Raw genomic sequence first — 18,780 nt, forward strand, 5'->3', positions numbered from 1 at the left:
GATGACAGTAAGCGGAGTGGGAAAATATGGCATTGGCGATAGTTCACAGTCGAGCCTGTGTCGGTGTAGAAGCGCCGAGTGTGACCGTAGAAGTACATATATCCAATGGTTTACCGGGGTTTGCGCTGGTGGGCTTACCGGAAACGACGGTCAAAGAAGCCCGTGATCGGGTACGAAGTGCGATTGTGACTTCTAATTTTGAGTTCCCTTCGCGCCGGATCACCGTCAACCTGGCCCCAGCCGACTTACCTAAAGAAGGGGGACGATTTGATTTACCCATTGCGCTTGGGATCTTGGTGGCGTCGGGACAGTTGCCAGAAAAGCGTTTAAACGCGTTTGAGTTTTTAGGTGAACTGGCGTTGTCGGGACAATTACGGCCGGTTAAAGGCGCATTGCCGGCGGCGCTCGCCAGTCAAAAAGCGCAGCGAGCCCTGGTGGTACCGGATGATAATGCCAATCAAGTGGCGCTGGTAGACAATGAGCGGCATGTGTCAGCGCCCGACCTGATTGCCGTGAGCCAACACCTAGCCGGCCAGCAAAGTTTATGTTTAAACGCTGTCCCTGCCGTGAATGACACGCCAGCGGTGACGCGATGCTTACGCGACATTATCGGTCAGCAACAAGGCAAGCGGGCGTTAGAAATTGCCGCCAGTGGCTCTCATAACTTACTTTTTGTAGGTCCTCCCGGCACTGGAAAAACCATGCTTGCGTCGCGTTTATGTGACTTGCTGCCACCGATGAATGATGATGAAGCGTTGGCCTCAGCCGCCGTCACCTCTTTGACTCAACAACCTTTGCATGAGGGAAATTGGCGTCAGCGCCCTTTCCGTAGCCCCCACCATTCCAGCTCCATGGCAGCCTTGGTCGGAGGCGGCAGCGTACCGCGCCCTGGTGAGATTTCGCTGTCTCACCATGGGGTATTGTTTCTTGATGAAATGCCGGAGTTTGAGCGTCGCGTACTCGATGCGTTGCGCGAGCCGCTTGAGTCTGGCGAAATTGTGATTTCGCGCGCCAATGGTAAAACCCGGTTTCCGGCTCGCTTCCAACTTATCGGTGCATTAAACCCGAGTCCAACCGGTCATCACGAGGGTGAATTGGCCCGGTCTAACCCACAACAAATTCTGCGTTATTTAGCGCGTTTATCTGGCCCACTGTTAGACCGATTTGATATGTCCATTGATATTCCCGCACTGCCACGAGGCTGTCTTTCTAGTGGCGGAGAACGCGGTGAGTCAACGTCGACGGTAAAAGCGCGGGTAGCGGCTGCGCGTGAGCGTATGCTGGCACGCCAAGGAAAGGTGAATGCGTTGTTGAGTAATCAAGAAATGGAGCTGCATTGTCAGCTCGTTCAGGCTGATGCGGCGTTTTTAGAACAGGCTTTACATCGATTGGGGTTGTCCGTTCGGGCCTATCACCGCATTATCAAGGTAGCACGTACCATTGCCGATCTTGGCGGCGACGCTCAGATCTCACGACCTCATTTAGCGGAAGCGCTGGGATATCGGGCGATGGATGGCTTATTGCGCCATCTCAACGCCCAAGTCAGCTAATTACTTTTGGGTCAGTAAAAAGTTGATCAACTGGAAGTATTCTTCCGGAGTTTCTACTGTTTTGGGTGTCACGTGATATTTACCGTTGACGATCACCGCAGGCACACCGCGCAAGCCCGCTTTTTCGAACGATTGGTCGAAACGCTTGGCCATGGAGTTCGCGGCAAAGCTGTTGTAAGCGCTGTCAAATTCTTTGCCATCAATGCCGTTATCGACAAACATTTGGCGAACCTCCGCCAGTGATTTCGGTGGGTTTTGTGCCGCATGAATGCGATCAAACATCACCGGAATAATGGTTTTTTGTGCATCGAGCACAACCGCCGCTGCGTAGGCGCGTGTTACCACACTGCCCATCTCGCCGCCCATAAAAGACACATGGTGTTTTACCACTTTCGCATTATCAGGCACTTGTTGTTTGAGCTGCTGGACCAGTGGTTCAAACTGATAACAATGTGGGCAATAGAAAGAGAAAAACTCGGTCACTGTTGGGGAATCAGTTGCCGGCGTCTCTAGCACCTGGTAATCCTCACCAGCTTTAAAGCGGCCTGGTTTAGCATCCGCTACCTCAATCGGTGTTGCAGGCTCTGCCGACTCCGTTTGCGTCTGCGTGGTTTCGGTTGTTGGGGTGGTGTCTGGTGATGTCTGCGTCACGCTCTCAGGCTCAGAGCACGCGGTTAGGCCTACGACCAGTAGCAAAGGCAACAGTTTTTTAAACATGATTGAATGACTCTCCGTTATCGATTGAGTGCTTACGGATACAGTGTAAGCGGTGGTGCTTCAAGGGCGGCAAGTTGTTCTTTAAAAGCGAGTACCTGACCTTCCCAGTATTTTGCATCAGCAAACCAAGGAAATGCACGAGGAAAAGCCGGATCTTGCCAGCGTTTTGCCAGCCAGGCCATGTAATGCACCATTCTCAGACCACGCAATGGCTCGATCAGTTGCAATTGGTCGGCGGGGAATTCACGAAATTCGCGATAACCCTCCGCCAAGGTGTCGAGTTGCGCGAGCTGATCGGCGCGACTGCCGTTTAAAAATAGCCATAAATCTTGCATCGCGGGACCGTTACGGGTGTCATCAAAATCGACAAATAGTGGACCGTCTCGCCACAAAATATTGCTGGGATGACAATCGCCATGGAGCCGAATCGCGGGCCACTCCGTGTGCCATCGCGCCGCGATGGCATCGATTAATCGGTCGAGATCAGAGAAGAATGTCGCTTGTAGGCTTGCTGGGATCAAGCTGGCTTCTCCTAGCTCGCGGCGCGGCTGATAAAGGTGGCTGTCGAGATCAAATTTAGCGCGAGTTTGAAAAGGCTTAGCGGCGCCCATTTGGTGGATACGACCCAGGTAACGGCCGACAGCTTCGAGCTGATCCCAATTGTCCACTTCAAAGCCGCGACCGCCCACACTGGGGAATAAGGCAAAGCGAAAGCCTGACGCGTAAAAAAGACTGGTTCCCTCTCGTTGAATCGGCGCAACGACGGGAATATCTGCGTCAGCTAGCTCGCGGCAGAAAGCATGTTCTTCATGAATTTGCGCATCGGACCAGCGAGCGGGCCGATAGAACTTGACCACATAGCGCTGGCCATCATCGGCGACAAACTGGGCCACCCGATTTTCATAGCTGTTCAGCGCGAGTAGGCCGGATTGAGGAAAAATACCGACCGATTCAATCGCATTTAATTGAACGTCGGGAGTAAGAGCATGAAAGTCAAAGCCTATCTCGGTCATACGCCACCTGAGAATGACAAAAGAAACGTTATAGTAACAAATAAAAAGGGCGCTGCCTGCGCCCTGTTTATTTGTCGTGAATGGTTGTTGTGGTGAATTGGCCGATTACAGATCCGTGATAAAGCGGCTTTCTGCCGTTACCCTTTTTTGTTTGTCGCCTGATTCACGCTCCATCACAAAGGTGATGTCGGCAATGCGTTGCTCCATCTCGTACGTATCGACTGCCAGACTAATCGGCAGTGAGAAAACCTCACCCGCTTGTACATTAACGGTTTGTGGCCCGTGCCATGTCACCTCATCCAAGCCTTTAACCGACAGCTGATATACGTCGTCTGTCTGCGTTTTATTTAAGATTTTTAAGGTGTAGGTATTTTCAACCAGTCCTTGGTTGTTAATGCGATACAGTTGATTACGGTCGCGTATCACATCCAGCTCCATCGGCATGACCGACATCGCCAGATAAATAAACATTGCAGTCACAATAACCATGACCGCCCCATAACCCACCAGTTTTGGTCGCATGACCGCGGTTTTCTTTCCTTCGAGCTTGTGCTCGGTGGTGTAGCTGATTAGGCCGCGCGCGTACCCCATGCGATCCATGGTTTCATCACACGCATCGACACAGGCACCACAGTTGATGCATTCATACTGCAAACCATCACGAATATCGATACCTGTCGGACACACTTGCACACATAGGTTGCAGTCAATACAGTCGCCTAATCCTAATGCTTTGGGATCTTTCTTACGTGGGCGAGGCCCGCGTTTTTCGCCGCGTTTGGCATCATAGCCAACGATAAAGGTGTCTTTATCAAACATTGCGGACTGAAAGCGCGCGTAGGGGCACATGTGAATACACATGATCGATCGCATCCAGCCCGCATTCCCGTAGGTACAGGCAGCAAAGAAGATCACCCAAAAGCCGACCCAAAAGCTAGTATCGAACGTGACTAAATCGACCGCGAGCGATTGCACGGGAACAAAGTAACCGACAAACGTGGCGCCCGTGACCAGAGATATGAGCCACCAAGCCGCATGCTTCGCGGCTTTTCGCGCGGCCAATGCCGGCGTAAGTTTGAGCGAGTCTTGTTTTCGGCGTTTGTTGGCCGCCCCCTCCAGCTTTTCTTCAAACCAGATAAAGAGAAAGGTCCATACTGTTTGCGGGCACAAATAGCCACACCACACCCGGCCAAGAAAAGTGGTAATAAAAAAGAGGCCGAAGGCGGCGAGCATCAAAAGTGCAGCCAACAAGGTCAGGTCTTGTGGCCACAACGTGGTGCCGAAAAAATTAAACTTTTGATTGCCTATATCCAGCAAAATGGCTTGTCGGCCTTGATACGGGATCCAGGGCGTTAGCAGAAACAGCAGCATAAAGAACCAGCCCATGTAACGGCGCATTCGCTGGTAATAGCCTTTCACCGCGCGTACATAAATGCGATTACTCGGATTAAAGCGATCGTCGTTACCTTTATGGGTTTTGGGATTGTATTCTTTTGCAGTCACGTCTTTGACGTTAATTTTTTTATCGCTCATGACATTGGCTTTCCTTGGGATAGCGGGTCCATGGTGCATTGCCAGGCCCTAATTATCATTGTGCCTGTGATTGTAGCGCAGCAAACGCCGTGAATACGCTACCAGAGTCATAGTTTGCGATACAGCCACAAACTGAACGAATTCCAGCTATAACAGACGATTAGCGAGGGCCACTGACTCACGCTTTTGTTGGGGTAATGCCTCTCGCCCGTAAAATAGCGGCTTTAAAGTCGTCTTCATTGTCTTTTGCAAGGCCAGGAATAGGCGCGTTGCTATCTTCTAGTCGCATTTTGAGTTGATAGATCAAGGTGTCGTCCGATAGCGTTGTTAAGTCATCGCGATGACCGGCCTCTTGGGCAATCAGATTGAGCATGGTCATGAGCGAGTGATCGGGCGTTTGTTGCCAAGATTGGTTCAGTAGATCGAGCAACTCGTTGATACGATGGCAGTGCATGGCGGGATCCTTAATGTGGCACGTAAAAAATACCATTTTGCCCGACGGCGAGCGGTGAATACTTAGCCAAGATCAAATTCCTTTCAGGCGAGAGTTAATTTATCGGCATCACACGATTACGCCCGAGGTTTTTGGCCTTGTAGAGTTGTTGATCAGCACGGTAAATGAGGTCGGCGCCAGATTCGCGAGCATGCTCGTCGTACTCTGCGACGCCCATGGACACGGTAATATGATCCAATGTTTGGCCACGACGCCGGTCTTTTATCACCATTCTATCGATAGCGGCACGTAGCGTTTCAGCGGTCCGTTTTGCGCTGTTGAGGCGTCTTTTAGGTAACAGTAGCGCAAACTCTTCGCCGCCGTAGCGGAACGCTTGTACGCCTTCTCGGCAGTAGTCGAGTAATCGCTTGGCGACCTGCTTCAAAGCGATATCGCCGAGCACGTGACCGTATGTATCGTTAAGTTGTTTAAAGTGATCGAGGTCGACGAGGACTAAAGCAAACGGCCAGGTTTGTGCGTTTTCGGTGTACGCATTGATCTCGCGTTCAAAGGCGGCCCGATTGAGCAGGCCGGTTAAGCCATCATGGGTGGCTTGCTCGGTCATCTCTGCGAGGTTTTGTTTTAGTTGGGCAATTTCTTGCTGGGCATCACTCAGTTGGTGTTTAAAGTAGCGGGTCGATTGAGTCAGAGCTTGCGAGTCTTTCACTACATTACGGACAACGGCGATGGTTTCATCAATGGACAACCCTTCGTTTTCAACGCGAGACAGCTGTTCGAATGTTTTGTCGAGTACCGAGTGAAACGCGTCTGTGTCCTGAAGCGTGTCAGACATCGAATGACTCATCTCCGTCATCATTGACTCAAGGCTTTGCTTAAGGCTGCCAATGTTCTGGCTGTGTTTATCCGCCATATGCTTTTGATACAAGATGTCGCTTTGAAGAGGACTGCACGTGCCATGCTCATGGACGGTGGTATCGACGTCAGCGGTGAGCTTTGGATCGGTATTGGCGACGTAGGTGTACCATAGCGCGTAGTTGGTCGGTGTCGTGGGCACCTTATATTTCATCATCAAAGGGACCGCTTTTTTGAGAAATACGGTCGATTGTTGAAATTGATCGTCTGACATGGCGGTCCTTTCTGCTAAGCAACATAGATAGGCACTTTGTTCAGTGTATACCCAAAGTGACAGGAGTGGCAGCGTTGAGATAAAAAGCGTGAGCCTGCAGACACGGATGTCTGCAGGCTTGTGTTGGCGGAAGAACGGGTGTTAAAGAAAGAACGGGCTGGGTTGGAATAGGCGTTCAACATCCGGAATGTATTTTTTATTCACCAAGAATAACACCACATGATCATCTTGCTGGATCACGGTTTTATCATGGGCAATCAATACTTCATCGCCTCGTACAACCGCACCTATGGTCGTGCCCGGTGGTAACTTTATCTCGCCAATTGCCCGGCCAACCACTTTGGACGTTGACGCATCACCGTGAGCAATTGCTTCAATTGCTTCAGCGGCGCCGCGTCGTAATGACGACACATTGACAATATCGGCGCGGCGTACATGGGTGAGCAACGCCGAAATCGTCGCTTGTTGGGGGGAGATGGCAATATCAATCACCCCACCTTGAACCAAGTCGACATAAGCACCGCGTTGAATCAGCACCATGACTTTTTTTGCCCCTAGGCGTTTAGCGAGCATTGCCGACATAATATTGGCTTCATCTTCGTTGGTGACCGCGATAAAGACATCAATCTGCTCAATGTGCTCTTCGCTGAGTAATTCCTGGTCAGACGCATCGCCACAAAAAACGGTGGTTTCTTCTAATAGCTCAGCCAGGTGTTCAGCACGAGCTGGATTGCGCTCAATTAACTTCACGCTGTACTGGCGCTCAAGTGCCATGGCTAGGCCAGCACCAATATTCCCCCCACCCACAATCATGATGCGTTTGTAAGGCTTTTCGAGGCGCTGCAGTTCACTCATCACTGAGCGGATATGGTTGCTGGCGGCGACGAAAAAGACTTCATCATCGGCTTCGATAATGGTCGTGCCTTGGGGGCGAATCGGGCGGTCACGCCGAAAGATAGCGGCAACACGGGTATCGACATGCGGCATGTGCTCGCGCAGTGCTGAGAGCGCTTTGCCGACCAAAGGCCCGCCGTAATAGGCCTTAACAGCCACCAGGCCCACTTTTTTGTCGGCAAAGCTGACCACTTGTAACGCGCCTGGGTATTCAATTAAGCGACGAATATAATGCGTCACCAGCTCCTCTGGGGCGATAAGGTGGTCAACCGGACAGGCGTCACTGTTAAACAGTTGCTCTTTTACCGCGAGATATTCAGGACTTCGGATCCGAGCAACACGATTGGGTGTGTTAAAGCGGGTAAAAGCGACCTGACAAGCGATCATGTTTGTTTCATCGGAGTTGGTTACGGCAACCAGCATATCCGCATCTTGCGCGCCAGCCTCTTGCAAGGTCGACGGATGGCTGGCAAACCCGTGTACAACACGTAAGTCGTATTTATCTTGCAGTTCGCGAAGCCGTTCTGGGGCGCGGTCAACAATGGTGATGTCATTGTTTTCTCCGACCAGATTTTCTGCCAAGGTACCGCCGACTTGGCCTGCACCCAAGATAATGATTTTCATGTTGTTGTTACTCCCTGCCTCGTTACTTGCCGGTTGGCTTTTTTAGGCATGCGTAATAGAAGCCGTCCATGTCGTGTTCTCCGGGGAGAATTTGTCGTCCTGGCTGGTCGTGGGTGCCGGTGCGCAATATTGCTGTTGGCTCGCGAGTTAAAAAGGCGCGAATTTGTGTCGCGTTTTCATCCGGTAATACCGAGCAGGTCGCGTAGACCAGCGTACCGCCTGGCGCCAATTGCTGCCACATTGCGTCTAAAATCTCCGCTTGTAACGTGACCAAGGCTTGAATATCGCTATCGCGTCTTAGCCATTTAATGTCCGGATGGCGACGGATCACACCTGTGGCCGAGCAGGGCGCATCTAGCAAAATGCGATCAAATGCTGGGCCCGTGTGCCAAGCGCTCGGCAAGCGAGCATCGGCGTGTTTCACCTCAGCATTAAGCCCTAAGCGCGATAGGTTCTCTTTGATCCGCGACAAGCGATTTTCATCGGCATCAATGGCAGTGACGATCGCATCAGGCTGATGTTCAAGAATATGACAGGTTTTGCCACCGGGGGCGGCACAGCAGTCGAGAATGTGCTCTGCTGAATCGGGCTGGAGGTAGTCGACAGCGAGTTGTGCGGCGGCATCTTGTACCGATACCCAACCTTGGGTAAAGCCTGGCAAACGTGTTACGTCGCACGGTGCGTCGAGCTTGATTGCGTCCAAAGCTTGGGTGTGCGGAGAACCAGCGATACCAGCTGCTTGCAGTTCAGCAAGGTAGCTTGCCTGAGTATGATGCTGGCGGTTTACGCGCAACCACATGGGGGCTTTTTGATGGTTCGCCGCAATAATCTCTTGCCACTGGTTAGGGTAGGCCTGTTGAAGACGCGTTAATAACCAGCTGGGATGGCAGTGTTGCCCGGCGGACTCGGCTTGACTGGCATCATCGAGCGAGGCTTGATCGCGTTGATAGTTACGCAATATCGCATTGATAAGGCCACGTAACTGCGGACGCTTGAGTGTTTTGGTCGCGTTGACCGTTTCCGCCACCGCGGCATGGGCCGGAATACGCATATAGCCGAGTTGATAGAGGCCAACGAGTAACAGGTGATGAAACACACGTTGCTTACCTTTTAATGGTTTGTCCATCAAAGCTTGCACGATATGCTCTAAACGCGGCAACCAACGTAAGGTGCCGTAGCAGATCTCTTGCAGTAATGCCGCATCCCGTGGTGCGATGTGCTGCTGCGCAAGTGGCAGTTGCTGCGAGAGGGATTGGCCTTGATCGACCACTTGATATAGAACGCGGGCAGCCGCGGCTCTTACATTCATATGTTTACCCATTAAAAGGCCAAAATGGCATCAGACGATAGCGTCGCCTGTTACATTAAAAAAGGCCAGCGTACTGGCCTTAAACGATGTTGCTACAAAACGCACCCTTTATACTAATTGGGTGCCGGTTTCAAACCACTCGCGACGCGCATTGAGCAGCTCGTGAGCCTGCATGGCTTTCTTGCCCGGTGGCTGTAGGTGTGTCAGCTGAAGAACACCTTTGCCGGTCGCAATTTGAATACCGTGTTTATCAGTGTTAATGACGGTCCCCGGCGCAGCATCAACATCAATATCGAGTGCGTTCGCGCCCCACACTTTGATATTTTGCTCACCTAAGGTGAAAAAACTCACCGGGCGAGGATTGAATGCGCGTACACAGCGTTCGATAAACGCCGCGTCTTGATGCCAATCGATATGAGCTTCTTGCTTGGTTAGCTTTTCGGCGTAATTGGCTTTGGCGTCATTTTGCGGTTCAGCCAATATAATGCCGTTGGCCATATCATTGAGGCAATCAATCAGTGCCTGTGGACCCAGCTCAGCCAAGCGCTCATACAGACTGCCACTGGTTTCTTTGTCATCAATCGGTAAGGTGGCGATTTTTAACATGTCACCGGTATCGAGCCCTTCATCCATCTGCATGATGGTGACGCCGGTTTCGTTATCGCCTGCCCAGACCGCTCGCTCAATCGGTGCGGCCCCCCGCCAACGTGGCAAAATTGAGCCATGCACATTAACGCAGCCCAATCTTGGGATCGTTAACACGGCTTTCGGCAAAATAAGTCCATAGGCGACCACCACCAGAACGTCGGCATCGAGCGCGGCTAACTCGGCCTGTGCCGTTTCGTCACGCAACGTGCGAGGCTGGTATACCGGGAGTGCATGTTCAATCGCCAGTTGTTTAACTGGGCTCGCCGTGAGCTTTTTGCCCCGTCCTGCTGGTTTATCTTCGCGGCTATAGACCGCAATGACCTCATGCTCACTGTCGAGTAAGGCTTGTAAATGGCGCGCGGCAAAGTCCGGCGTGCCCGCAAATACTATACGCAGCGGTTTGCTCAAAGTGACCTCAGCTTACTTTTTGGTTAGCGCGTTTGAGTTTTTCCATTTTTTGCTTGATACGTTGGCGCTTCAATGGTGATAGATAATCAACGAATAGCTTGCCTTCTAAGTGGTCAAGCTCGTGTTGAATACAAATCGCCAGTAAGTCGTCTGCATCGAACTGAAATGGATTGCCGTCACGATCGAGTGCTTTGACCGTCACTTCGGCTGCTCGAGGCACTAAGGCACGTGAGCTCGGCACAGAGAGGCACCCTTCTTCAATACCGTCTTCACCGCGCTTGTCGATAATTTCAGGGTTGATCAGCACCATAGGCTCGTCACGCGTTTCTGATACATCGATCACGACCATGCGTTGGTGAAAATCAACCTGAGTAGCGGCAAGACCGATACCGTCTTGGTCGTACATGGTTTCAATCATGTCATCGGCCATTTTCTGGATCTCAGGGGTAACGGTATCCACCGGTTTCGCAACGGTGCGAAGGCGCTCATCTGGAAATGTTAATACGTTCAGTAAAGCCATAACGTCTCGCAAAAATTGAACTGTGCCGAATGCGGCACGGGATAATTGGGTTAATTCTAGACATTTTGCCAGCCAATTGACAGCATCAGCGCGTTCTGTCTGACAAGGAAGACGACGATGACAAAGAAACTGTGTAGGCTTGCTATGACAGTCCTATTGACAGCGCTACTCCCGTTCAGTGTGGCGGCACAAAAGAGTGAAACACGTTATACCGTTGAGCGTGGCGATACGCTTTGGGATATTGCCGCTACCTTTTTTGCTGACCCTTGGCATTGGCCAAAGGTATGGTACGACAACCCAAGTATAAAGGATCCACATCTTATCTACCCGGGCGATACGTTGACACTTAAGTGGCAACAAGGGAAACCGCATCTAACATACCAAGCCTCTCACACGATAGCCGCAGACGAACCGGCATCGCCTGTGCCCAGTGTTGGGCCCTTACTCTTACCCCACGTAGCACAAGATACCTTGATTGAGAAAGCACGATTAGTTGCGTTACCCAGGGTGTTGGGCTCGCCTGAGGGGCGTCGCCTTTTATCGGCGGCAGACACTGTGTATATCGATGCCGCATTACACGCGATCGATTGGCAGGTATATCGGGTCGCGCACACCTTTTCGCATCAACGCGCAGATCAGACGGCTGATAATCGCCCGCAAATGGTTAGCTTGACGCACGTGGCCAGTGGTTCAATCACCGACGTGGCGTCGAACTATAGCGTGATGACACTGACTCAGGTCAATCAAGAGATACGACCCAATGACGTCCTATTGCCGGCCCCCGACCGTGTTCAGGCGCCATTCTGGCCTTATCCAGCGAAAACCAAAGCGACCTTATTGGGTCACCTTTACGGCAGTGAATACGTGGCTCAAGGGCAGTTAGTCGTTCTGGATAAAGGGGCAAAGGCGCAGGTTTCGGCCGGGCAAGTATTTGAAGTTACTCAGTCTGGAAAACAGGTCGTGAATCAGCCAGGTGAGTACCAGTATCAAGCACAAGCCGATAAAACCCCACCTGAGGTCACTGTATTACCGAACGTCAAAATCGGTGAGCTGATGGTTATCCGTTCCTATCCATGGATGAGTTTGGCTGTCGTACAGCAAGCCACTCAGCCGATTAAAGCGGGTATGCAGGCGATTCCGCCTTCAAGCGCTCGGATCAGTCATGAAAGATGAGACGTTATACGCGTGGTTAACCTTGGCTCAAGTGCCACGGCTACGGGCCAGGCAACGTCGAAAACTCTTATCGACATGGCCGGTCGAGGCTATCCATCAGCAATCTCAGCAGGCGTTGGCCGCGATTGGATTAAGTGAGGATCAATGCCAGGCGATATGCAGCCCAAATCAGGCGTTAATCAATGCGAGCTTGCGCTGGGCCGAAGCGCCCGATTGCCACTTATTGTGTTTTGATCATCCCGCTTATCCCTCGTTGTTAAAAGAAATCGCCAGCGCGCCTCTCATTCTCTATGTTCAAGGTGATCCCAGCGCCTTAGCCAAGCCCCAGCTCGCCATGGTTGGCAGTCGTCATGCCACCCAATCTGGATTGACGACGGCTTATCACTTTGCCAAACAGTTGGCCGACTACGGGTTGACCATTACCAGCGGTTTAGCCTTGGGCATTGATGGGCGGGCGCATAAAGGTGCCTTAGACGGCAATGGACAAACATTGGCGGTGCTCGGCAGCGGGCTAGGGCGTATTTATCCTGCACGTCACCGTGACTTAGCCAGCCAAATTATTACGCAAGGGGCGTTGGTGTCCGAGTTCTGGCCAGATGCGCCGCCACGGGCGGAACACTTTCCTCGTCGTAACCGTCTGATCAGTGGCTTATCAGCGGGCGTATTAGTAGTGGAGGCTGCACCGCAAAGTGGCTCATTGATTACCGCGCGCTACGCACTTGAGCAAAATCGAGGGGTGTTTGCGATCCCAGGCCCAATCGATCAGGTCCAAGCGCGTGGATGCCATCAATTGATCAAGCAGGGCGCAACCTTGACGGACAGTGTGGATGATATTTTAAGTGAAGTAGACAGTTTGGTTCAGTTTGCAGTGAGCCAACAAAGCGAATTATTTAGTGATGCGCCCAAGTTAGATGCCGATCAAGGATTGCCATTTCCCACGCTGTTGGCTAACGTAGGGACTAACGCGACGTGTGTCGACGTACTAGCTGAGCGCTGCAACCAACCGGTTCACGAAATCATGATGCAGTTGTTAGACTTAGAACTCCAGGGGCTTGTAGCAGCAGTACCCGGTGGCTATGTCAGAACGAGGAGGGGCTAGCCATGATGGACATTCTTATGTACCTGTTTGAAACCTACATCCACAGTGATGTCGAGGTCATTATCGATCAGGACGAGTTAGCGGATGAATTGTCCCGTGCGGGTTTTCATCAAGATGATATTTATAAGGCCCTAAACTGGCTGGAAAAATTAGCTCAGTTACAAAACGCGGATAAACAGCCCTATCTAACAGGCAGTGCACAGAGCTCGATTCGTGTATTCACGGAGCAAGAAACCCGTTTTCTCGATCAAGAAAGCCGAGGTTTTTTATTGTTTTTAGAACAAGCTGGGGTGCTGTCACCAGAAACGCGTGAGATGGTGATCGATCGGGTGATGGAGTTAGAAACGCAAGAGTTTGGTTTGGATGATCTAAAATGGGTGATCCTAATGGTGCTGTTTAACGTGCCAGGTAATGAGCGCGCGTATACGCAAATGGAAGACATGCTGTACGACGCACAAGAGGGGTACGTGCATTAACGCTTATCAATTACAGTAAAGGTGTGAATGAATACAGATAACACCCCGAAGACCCATGAGCGCTGCCCGGAATGTGGCAGCGCTCTTGCGTTTAAATCGGGCAAACGAGGCCCGTTTCTGGCCTGTACGGCCTATCCAGACTGCCACTATACCAAAGCGTTACACCATGGTGATGGCCATGTGGTGAAAGCGCTTGGCGTGGCCTGTCCGGCGTGTCAGCAGGGGGAATTGGTGTTGCGTCAAGGTCGATTCGGCATGTTTATTGGCTGTGATCAGTTCCCGCAATGCACGCATATCGAAAAACCAGATGAACCCGATCACACCACTCTGACCTGCCCAGCCTGCCACAAAGGTGGGCTGGTGGAGCGCACCTCGCGCTATGGCAAGCGCTTTTTTGCCTGTGATCAGTACCCTAAGTGCCATTTTGCCGTGAATGCACAACCGATAGCTGGTACCTGCGAGGCATGTGGTTTTGCACTCTTGGTCGAGCGTAAAAAAGGTGGGAAAACCGTGCATCAATGTGCCGATAAGCCCTGCAGCGCGATTCAAGATGAATCGGCTGCAGAGTCGGAGAGCGAGGATTAATCGGTTTGCGCGGCGAGAGCCAATGCAGCCGATTTTAAGCCGTGAAAAGCATCGTTGGGCAGGTAGCTGGCGAGGCTCGCTAACGTGGTGGCAAGCGCGGCGTTCGAGGTGGCCGTGACATTGATATGGCCCACTTTGCGCCCTGGGAGAGGCGTTTTGTTGTACCAATGCACATGGGCGTCGCGATAGGTCGCAAGCGGGATACTACCTTGACCCAAAATATTGATCATCGCAGTGGGCTGAACCAAACGGGTAGCGCCAAGCGGTAAGCCGCTGACCGCACGCAAGTGGTTTTCAAACTGACAACAGGCGCTACCTTGCTGGGTCCAGTGGCCCGAGTTATGGACTCGAGGTGCGATTTCGTTCACCAGCAAGCGACCGTCAACATCAAAAAATTCGACCGCGAGCACACCCACATAATTGAGTGTGTCGGCAATCTTTTTCACCATTTCAGCCGCTTGTAACTGCAAATCCTGTTCGTCAGGCCGTGCCACCGACAAAGTCAGTACGCCGTTGTGGTGATGGTTTTGGGTTAGGCTGTAGCTGGCAAATTCGCCATTGGCACCACGTACACCAATTAGTGACACTTCACGCTCAAAAGGGATCATGGCCTCAGCAATGATCGCTTGACCATCGCGCTGCTCGGGCGCGGCAAGAAAGGCGCCCAATTCGGCCCATAATGCGCTGAGATCATCACCATCACGATAGCGCCATTGCCCTTTGCCGTCATAACCATCGAGCGTGCTTTTCAACACCAAGGGCGCGTCCAGAGCATCGATCGCCTTTTCTAAATCCGCCTGTGTATGTACCACTCGGTATGGCGCGTTAGCCACCCCAGCTTGCATCAATAAGGCTTTCTCTATTTGACGGTCGCCACCGGTTAAAATTGCCTGCGCACTGGGGCGTAACTTCCCGCTTTGCTCGCATTGATGCAAAATGTTGGCAGGAATATGTTCAAATTCAGCGGTGATAATATCCGCGCCGGCTATCGCGGTATCGAGCCCTTGACCGAGTGGCTGCTGGGTTAAAGGATGGATAATGTCGCCGCTGCGCACATCATAAGCACTGACGATAAGATTGAGCGGCGCGCCGGCTAATGCCATCATCCGGGCCAGTTGTCCCGCGCCTAACACCAGAATATTCATGGTCGTTACCCTTGTGGGTTAGGCTGAGCGAGAACGGCCTCGGTTTGCGTTTGGCGAAACGCATCCACTTTTGCCATCAAGTCAGGGTCGGCCGTTGCGAGAATTTGTGCCGCAAGGAGGCCTGCATTCGCGGCGCCTGCCTCACCAATGGCAAGCGTGCCCACTGCCACGCCTTTTGGCATTTGAGCAATCGAAAGCAATGAGTCCATGCCTTTTAACGCTTTCGACTGGACCGGTACGCCGAGCACCGGCAGGCTGGTGTGTGCGGCAGTCATCCCGGGTAGATGGGCGGCACCACCGGCGCCGGCAATAATCACTTTAATACCGCGCTCAGCCGCTTGCTGGGCATAGTCGGCAAGTAACTGTGGCGTGCGATGGGCGGAGACAATACGGGTTTCGTAAGGGATAGCAAAGTGATCCAACATAGCCGCTGCATGTGTCATGGTAGGCCAATCGGATTGCGAGCCCATGATGATACCGACAGTCATAATACGTCCTTCTTGATGACAAGCGTGAATAAGTTAAGCTGAGCGTGGTGCGAATTATACCCAGATTTCATCGCAAGGAAAACGTTTGCGTCAGCGGTGGGAGATGAAATTCCGTCAAGATCCCACTGCGTGGATCAGGTAAAGTACATACATAGTCTCAGTAACAAAGGATGTGAGCGTGGCACACGGTCAGTCGACAATTGATAAGCAAGCCGTGAAGGCTTTTTTCCTCCAGCTTCAAGATGATATTTGCCAACAGCTTGCGCAACAAGATGGTCAAGCGCACTTTATTGAAGATGCGTGGGAGCGTGAGAAAGGGGGCGGTGGCCGTAGTCGCGTCCTGCGTCAGGGCCAAGTATTTGAACAAGCGGGAGTGAACTTCTCGCATGTATTTGGCGATCAAATGCCTGCTTCGGCGACAGCACACCGTCCGGAGCTCGCCGGGCGCTGTTTTGAGGCCATGGGGGTGTCGTTAGTGATCCATCCTCATAACCCATACGTGCCAACCTCACACGCGAACGTGCGGTTTTTCATTGCCGAAAAAGAAGGCGCTGATCCTGTGTGGTGGTTTGGCGGTGGCTTTGACCTCACGCCTTTCTATCCGTTCGAGGAAGACTGCCAGCACTGGCATGAGACCGCCAAAGCCTTGTGCGCGCCCTTTGGTGATAGCGTGTACGCTGATCACAAAGCATGGTGCGATCGCTATTTTTATCTGCCCCATCGCGATGAAACCCGTGGCGTCGGCGGGCTTTTCTTTGATGATTTGAACCAATGGCCATTCGAACAGTGCTTTGCCTACACCCAAGCGGTTGGAAAAGGTTTTATCGATGCCTATCTGCCGATTGTACAGTGCCGCAAAGCTACGCCCTATGGTGAGCGTGAACGCGATTTTCAGCTTTACCGTCGCGGACGCTATGTTGAGTTTAACTTGGTGTATGACAGAGGCACGCTATTTGGCTTGCAAAGCGGTGGGCGTACCGAATCTATTCTGATGTCGATGCCGCCGATGGCGCGTTGGGAATATAATTGGTCACCTGATGACGATGCGCCGGAAGCGAGACTCTATCGCGACTACCTTAAACCGAGGGAGTGGTAACCAATGACCGATCGTTATTGCGTGGTCGGCCACCCAATTGCCCACAGTAAGTCGCCGCAGATCCACGCCGCGTTTGCGACACAAACCCAACAAGACATCGACTATCAAGCCATTGAGGCGCCGCTTGAAGGCTTTGTGACCATCATGCAGGCGTTTTTTGCGCAAGGAGGGCGCGGCGCCAATGTGACCGTGCCTTTTAAACAGCAAGCGTATGATTGGGCTGATACACTGACAGAGCGTGCCCGCCGCGCCGGTGCCGTGAATACGCTGGTTAAGCAAAGCGATGGCTCTCTACTCGGTGATAACACCGATGGCGCCGGTTTGGTGACTGACTTACACCACCACCATGTGGCACTGCGCGATAAGCGCATTATAGTCGTGGGAGCGGGCGGTGCCGCTCGGGGTGTGTTGCTTCCTTTACTGGAGCAAGCGCCAGCATCGCTGATGATTGTCAATCGCACCGAGCAAAAAGCCCAGCAATTAGCCGCTGCATTTGGTGAGGCCGGACCGATCGCCAGCCATGCCGTGGATAAACCCATGGCGGCGCCTGTTGATGTGATCATTAACGCGACCTCGGCGAGCTTACATCAAAGCTATCCCCCTCTCCCGCAAGGAGCGATTGGCCCAAACACCACTGTCTATGACATGGTGTATCAAGCTGGCAGCACAACCAGCAACCAATGGGCGCAACGCTTAGGAGCAGGGCGGTGTTTAGACGGCTTGGGTATGCTGGTGGAACAAGCGGCGGAAAGCTTTGCTATATGGCGCGGCTGTCGGCCACAAACCGAACGTGTGCGTGAGCAGTTAAGAGAGGCACTCAATCGATGAATCAGTCCCTTATTCTGGCTGCGGACGAAGCGCAAGTCGATACGGCAAAGGCCCGTGTTTGTTTCTACGGCCAGCTTAATGGTGCATTGTTAACATGCGCTGTCCGCTTTACCACCTTATCTGCGCTCGCCGGCTATGCGGTAGACTCGGATAATGCGCAGGCGATTGTCGAACAAGTTTGGTTTGATATTGAAGAGCAAATGGAAGCGGCCATCGAATCAGAAGCGTTTGAACCCGATGGCAGCTTGGTGATCTAGTGCTCGCAGCGGTAGATGTCTTTGGTGTCGACATAGTTTTGCGCTGAGCGGGCAAAATAAGCACGCTCTTTGTCAGTGAGGGGGCGAACCTGTTTGACCGGTGAGCCAACATACAGGTAGCCGCTCTCTAAGCGTTTTCCGGGCGGGACTAAACTGCCAGCGCCAATCAGCACTTCATCTTCAATCACAGCGTCATCAAGAATAATCGTCCCCATTCCCACTAGGACTCGGTTGCCAATCCGGCAGCCGTGTAACATGACCTTGTGGCCGATTGTCACCTCTTCGCCAATGATCAACGGGTAACCTTGTGGGTTTTCGGCATTTTTGTGGGTGACATGAAGGACTGAGCCATCTTGCACATTGGTCCGTGCGCCAATCTGGATATGGTTTACGTCACCACGTGCCGCAACCAGCGGCCAAATACTCACATCATCGCCTAGCGTAATATCGCCAGCCAATACACTGGATTCATCAATATAGACGCGTTCGCCAAGCTGAGGCGTCATGCCTTTATAAGCGCGCAGCTGTTTTGCCATCACAAATCCCTCTTTATATCGCGATACAATGTCAGATAACGCTGACTTTGTTACCAGTTTTACACTCTAGCGAGCAAAAAAACAGCGAGTGACAGTTTTTTTCTAAAAAACCACTAAAAAGGGGTTGCCAATCTGATCAGCTTCCCTATAATGCGCCTCCATCGACACGGCACACAGGGCAAGCGCTCAGCGCCATGTTGAAGTAAAAAATCAAATAAAAATAAACGCTTGACGTGAGTTTTTAAAAGATTAAGATAGCCGTCCACTTAACGCCAAGCGTTAGGGGAGTCAAAAAGAGGTT

The 18,780-nt window shown here is 52.1% G+C and carries 20 protein-coding genes; 8 read left to right on the top strand and 12 right to left on the bottom strand.

Translation table 11 applies throughout. The features are described 5' to 3' along the window. Positions 1-26: 26 nt before the first annotated feature. Complete coding sequence (locus tag BZJ21_RS08015) at positions 27-1,550, top strand: YifB family Mg chelatase-like AAA ATPase (RefSeq protein ID WP_077661250.1); 1,524 nt, start codon at positions 27-29, stop codon at positions 1,548-1,550. Here BZJ21_RS08015 and BZJ21_RS08020 read toward each other — a convergent pair whose 3' ends face one another. The 9 genes from BZJ21_RS08020 to def all read right to left on the bottom strand — a co-directional run bounded on the left by BZJ21_RS08020 (position 1,551) and on the right by def (position 10,796). Then, positions 1,551-2,267 carry a thiol:disulfide interchange protein DsbA/DsbL gene (locus tag BZJ21_RS08020; RefSeq protein WP_021022733.1) on the bottom strand — a complete coding sequence of 239 codons (717 nt, stop codon included), beginning with the start codon at positions 2,265-2,267 and terminating at the stop codon, positions 1,551-1,553. A gap of 32 nt (positions 2,268-2,299) precedes the next feature. Next, on the bottom strand, positions 2,300-3,280 hold the full coding sequence (locus BZJ21_RS08025; protein ID WP_021022732.1) for a serine/threonine protein kinase: 981 nt from the start codon (positions 3,278-3,280) through the stop codon (positions 2,300-2,302). 105 nt (positions 3,281-3,385) lie between these two features. Next, positions 3,386-4,813, bottom strand: coding sequence for a cytochrome c oxidase accessory protein CcoG (gene ccoG / locus BZJ21_RS08030; RefSeq protein ID WP_077461774.1), 1,428 nt, complete (start codon positions 4,811-4,813; stop codon positions 3,386-3,388). Between the two features lie 178 nt (positions 4,814-4,991). Beyond that, the gene (locus BZJ21_RS08035) at positions 4,992-5,267 is read right to left on the bottom strand and encodes a YihD family protein (protein ID WP_077669509.1); all 276 of its coding nucleotides are present in this window, start codon (positions 5,265-5,267) and stop codon (positions 4,992-4,994) included. Positions 5,268-5,361: 94 nt separating this feature from the next. After that, positions 5,362-6,393: a diguanylate cyclase gene (locus tag BZJ21_RS08040; protein ID WP_077669510.1), complete on the bottom strand. Its 1,032-nt coding sequence runs from the start codon at positions 6,391-6,393 to the stop codon at positions 5,362-5,364. Positions 6,394-6,534: 141 nt separating this feature from the next. After that, on the bottom strand, positions 6,535-7,911 hold the full coding sequence (gene trkA / locus BZJ21_RS08045) for a Trk system potassium transporter TrkA (protein WP_077461772.1): 1,377 nt from the start codon (positions 7,909-7,911) through the stop codon (positions 6,535-6,537). 22 nt (positions 7,912-7,933) lie between these two features. Beyond that, entirely contained in the window at positions 7,934-9,220 is a 1,287-nt protein-coding gene (rsmB, locus tag BZJ21_RS08050; protein WP_077461771.1) for a 16S rRNA (cytosine(967)-C(5))-methyltransferase RsmB, read from the bottom strand. 108 nt (positions 9,221-9,328) lie between these two features. Further along, entirely contained in the window at positions 9,329-10,276 is a 948-nt protein-coding gene (fmt, locus tag BZJ21_RS08055; protein ID WP_021022726.1) for a methionyl-tRNA formyltransferase, read from the bottom strand. A gap of 7 nt (positions 10,277-10,283) precedes the next feature. Further along, the gene (def, locus tag BZJ21_RS08060) at positions 10,284-10,796 is read right to left on the bottom strand and encodes a peptide deformylase (protein ID WP_077669511.1); all 513 of its coding nucleotides are present in this window, start codon (positions 10,794-10,796) and stop codon (positions 10,284-10,286) included. Positions 10,797-10,913: 117 nt separating this feature from the next. Between def and BZJ21_RS08065 the strand changes: the two genes are divergently transcribed. Genes BZJ21_RS08065 through BZJ21_RS08080 form a run of 4 tightly spaced genes read left to right on the top strand, consistent with a single transcriptional unit; the run spans position 10,914 to position 14,129 of the window. After that, the gene (locus BZJ21_RS08065) at positions 10,914-11,969 is read left to right on the top strand and encodes a LysM peptidoglycan-binding domain-containing protein (RefSeq protein ID WP_077669512.1); all 1,056 of its coding nucleotides are present in this window, start codon (positions 10,914-10,916) and stop codon (positions 11,967-11,969) included. Then, a complete protein-coding gene (dprA, locus tag BZJ21_RS08070; RefSeq protein ID WP_077461768.1) occupies positions 11,959-13,068 on the top strand; it encodes a DNA-processing protein DprA in 1,110 nt (369 codons plus the stop codon). Before BZJ21_RS08065 ends, dprA begins: the two co-directional genes overlap by 11 nt. A 2-nt stretch (positions 13,069-13,070) precedes the next feature. Further along, positions 13,071-13,544 carry a DUF494 family protein gene (locus BZJ21_RS08075; RefSeq protein WP_021022722.1) on the top strand — a complete coding sequence of 158 codons (474 nt, stop codon included), beginning with the start codon at positions 13,071-13,073 and terminating at the stop codon, positions 13,542-13,544. A gap of 27 nt (positions 13,545-13,571) precedes the next feature. Continuing rightward, positions 13,572-14,129 carry a DNA topoisomerase family protein gene (locus tag BZJ21_RS08080; protein WP_077669513.1) on the top strand — a complete coding sequence of 186 codons (558 nt, stop codon included), beginning with the start codon at positions 13,572-13,574 and terminating at the stop codon, positions 14,127-14,129. On the opposite strand, the gene BZJ21_RS08085 is transcribed toward BZJ21_RS08080, so the two are convergent. Continuing rightward, positions 14,126-15,274, bottom strand: coding sequence for a 5-(carboxyamino)imidazole ribonucleotide synthase (locus BZJ21_RS08085; RefSeq protein WP_077669514.1), 1,149 nt, complete (start codon positions 15,272-15,274; stop codon positions 14,126-14,128). The genes BZJ21_RS08080 and BZJ21_RS08085 overlap by 4 nt on opposite strands. Before the next feature lie 5 nt (positions 15,275-15,279). Beyond that, positions 15,280-15,762: a 5-(carboxyamino)imidazole ribonucleotide mutase gene (gene purE, locus BZJ21_RS08090; protein ID WP_077461766.1), complete on the bottom strand. Its 483-nt coding sequence runs from the start codon at positions 15,760-15,762 to the stop codon at positions 15,280-15,282. Between the two features lie 178 nt (positions 15,763-15,940). On the opposite strand from purE, the gene hemF reads away from it, so the two are divergent. From hemF to BZJ21_RS08105, 3 genes are read left to right on the top strand one after another with little or no spacing between them, the layout of a single operon-like run. Continuing rightward, complete coding sequence (gene hemF / locus BZJ21_RS08095) at positions 15,941-16,858, top strand: oxygen-dependent coproporphyrinogen oxidase (RefSeq protein ID WP_077669515.1); 918 nt, start codon at positions 15,941-15,943, stop codon at positions 16,856-16,858. Positions 16,859-16,861: 3 nt separating this feature from the next. Then, positions 16,862-17,686 carry a shikimate dehydrogenase gene (aroE, locus tag BZJ21_RS08100; RefSeq protein WP_077669516.1) on the top strand — a complete coding sequence of 275 codons (825 nt, stop codon included), beginning with the start codon at positions 16,862-16,864 and terminating at the stop codon, positions 17,684-17,686. Beyond that, positions 17,683-17,943: a DUF1488 family protein gene (locus BZJ21_RS08105; protein ID WP_077669517.1), complete on the top strand. Its 261-nt coding sequence runs from the start codon at positions 17,683-17,685 to the stop codon at positions 17,941-17,943. Before aroE ends, BZJ21_RS08105 begins: the two co-directional genes overlap by 4 nt. Here the strand turns inward: BZJ21_RS08105 and BZJ21_RS08110 are convergent. Further along, positions 17,940-18,479: a gamma carbonic anhydrase family protein gene (locus BZJ21_RS08110; RefSeq protein ID WP_021022715.1), complete on the bottom strand. Its 540-nt coding sequence runs from the start codon at positions 18,477-18,479 to the stop codon at positions 17,940-17,942. The two genes, BZJ21_RS08105 and BZJ21_RS08110, sit on opposite strands and share 4 nt — an antisense overlap. Between the last annotated feature and the right edge of the window lie 301 nt (positions 18,480-18,780).

The sequence above is a fragment of the Salinivibrio costicola subsp. alcaliphilus genome, assembly GCF_001996185.1.
In the GTDB taxonomy this organism is placed as follows: Bacteria; Pseudomonadota; Gammaproteobacteria; order Enterobacterales; family Vibrionaceae; genus Salinivibrio; species Salinivibrio costicola.

What these genes read in the sequence shown, in the direction of transcription:
- BZJ21_RS08065 (WP_077669512.1), top strand. Translation starts at nt 10,914, where the DNA reads ATGACAAAGAAACTGTGTAGGCTTGCTATGACAGTCCTATTGACAGCG.
- dprA (WP_077461768.1), top strand. Translation starts at nt 11,959, where the DNA reads ATGAAAGATGAGACGTTATACGCGTGGTTAACCTTGGCTCAAGTGCCA.
- BZJ21_RS08105 (WP_077669517.1), top strand. Translation starts at nt 17,683, where the DNA reads ATGAATCAGTCCCTTATTCTGGCTGCGGACGAAGCGCAAGTCGATACG.
- trkA (WP_077461772.1), bottom strand. Translation starts at nt 7,911, where the DNA reads ATGAAAATCATTATCTTGGGTGCAGGCCAAGTCGGCGGTACCTTGGCA.
- aroE (WP_077669516.1), top strand. Translation starts at nt 16,862, where the DNA reads ATGACCGATCGTTATTGCGTGGTCGGCCACCCAATTGCCCACAGTAAG.
- BZJ21_RS08015 (WP_077661250.1), top strand. Translation starts at nt 27, where the DNA reads ATGGCATTGGCGATAGTTCACAGTCGAGCCTGTGTCGGTGTAGAAGCG.
- ccoG (WP_077461774.1), bottom strand. Translation starts at nt 4,813, where the DNA reads ATGAGCGATAAAAAAATTAACGTCAAAGACGTGACTGCAAAAGAATAC.
- BZJ21_RS08110 (WP_021022715.1), bottom strand. Translation starts at nt 18,479, where the DNA reads ATGGCAAAACAGCTGCGCGCTTATAAAGGCATGACGCCTCAGCTTGGC.
- BZJ21_RS08040 (WP_077669510.1), bottom strand. Translation starts at nt 6,393, where the DNA reads ATGTCAGACGATCAATTTCAACAATCGACCGTATTTCTCAAAAAAGCG.
- BZJ21_RS08020 (WP_021022733.1), bottom strand. Translation starts at nt 2,267, where the DNA reads ATGTTTAAAAAACTGTTGCCTTTGCTACTGGTCGTAGGCCTAACCGCG.
- BZJ21_RS08025 (WP_021022732.1), bottom strand. Translation starts at nt 3,280, where the DNA reads ATGACCGAGATAGGCTTTGACTTTCATGCTCTTACTCCCGACGTTCAA.
- def (WP_077669511.1), bottom strand. Translation starts at nt 10,796, where the DNA reads ATGGCTTTACTGAACGTATTAACATTTCCAGATGAGCGCCTTCGCACC.
- rsmB (WP_077461771.1), bottom strand. Translation starts at nt 9,220, where the DNA reads ATGAATGTAAGAGCCGCGGCTGCCCGCGTTCTATATCAAGTGGTCGAT.
- BZJ21_RS08085 (WP_077669514.1), bottom strand. Translation starts at nt 15,274, where the DNA reads ATGAATATTCTGGTGTTAGGCGCGGGACAACTGGCCCGGATGATGGCA.
- purE (WP_077461766.1), bottom strand. Translation starts at nt 15,762, where the DNA reads ATGACTGTCGGTATCATCATGGGCTCGCAATCCGATTGGCCTACCATG.
- BZJ21_RS08035 (WP_077669509.1), bottom strand. Translation starts at nt 5,267, where the DNA reads ATGCACTGCCATCGTATCAACGAGTTGCTCGATCTACTGAACCAATCT.
- BZJ21_RS08080 (WP_077669513.1), top strand. Translation starts at nt 13,572, where the DNA reads ATGAATACAGATAACACCCCGAAGACCCATGAGCGCTGCCCGGAATGT.
- BZJ21_RS08075 (WP_021022722.1), top strand. Translation starts at nt 13,071, where the DNA reads ATGATGGACATTCTTATGTACCTGTTTGAAACCTACATCCACAGTGAT.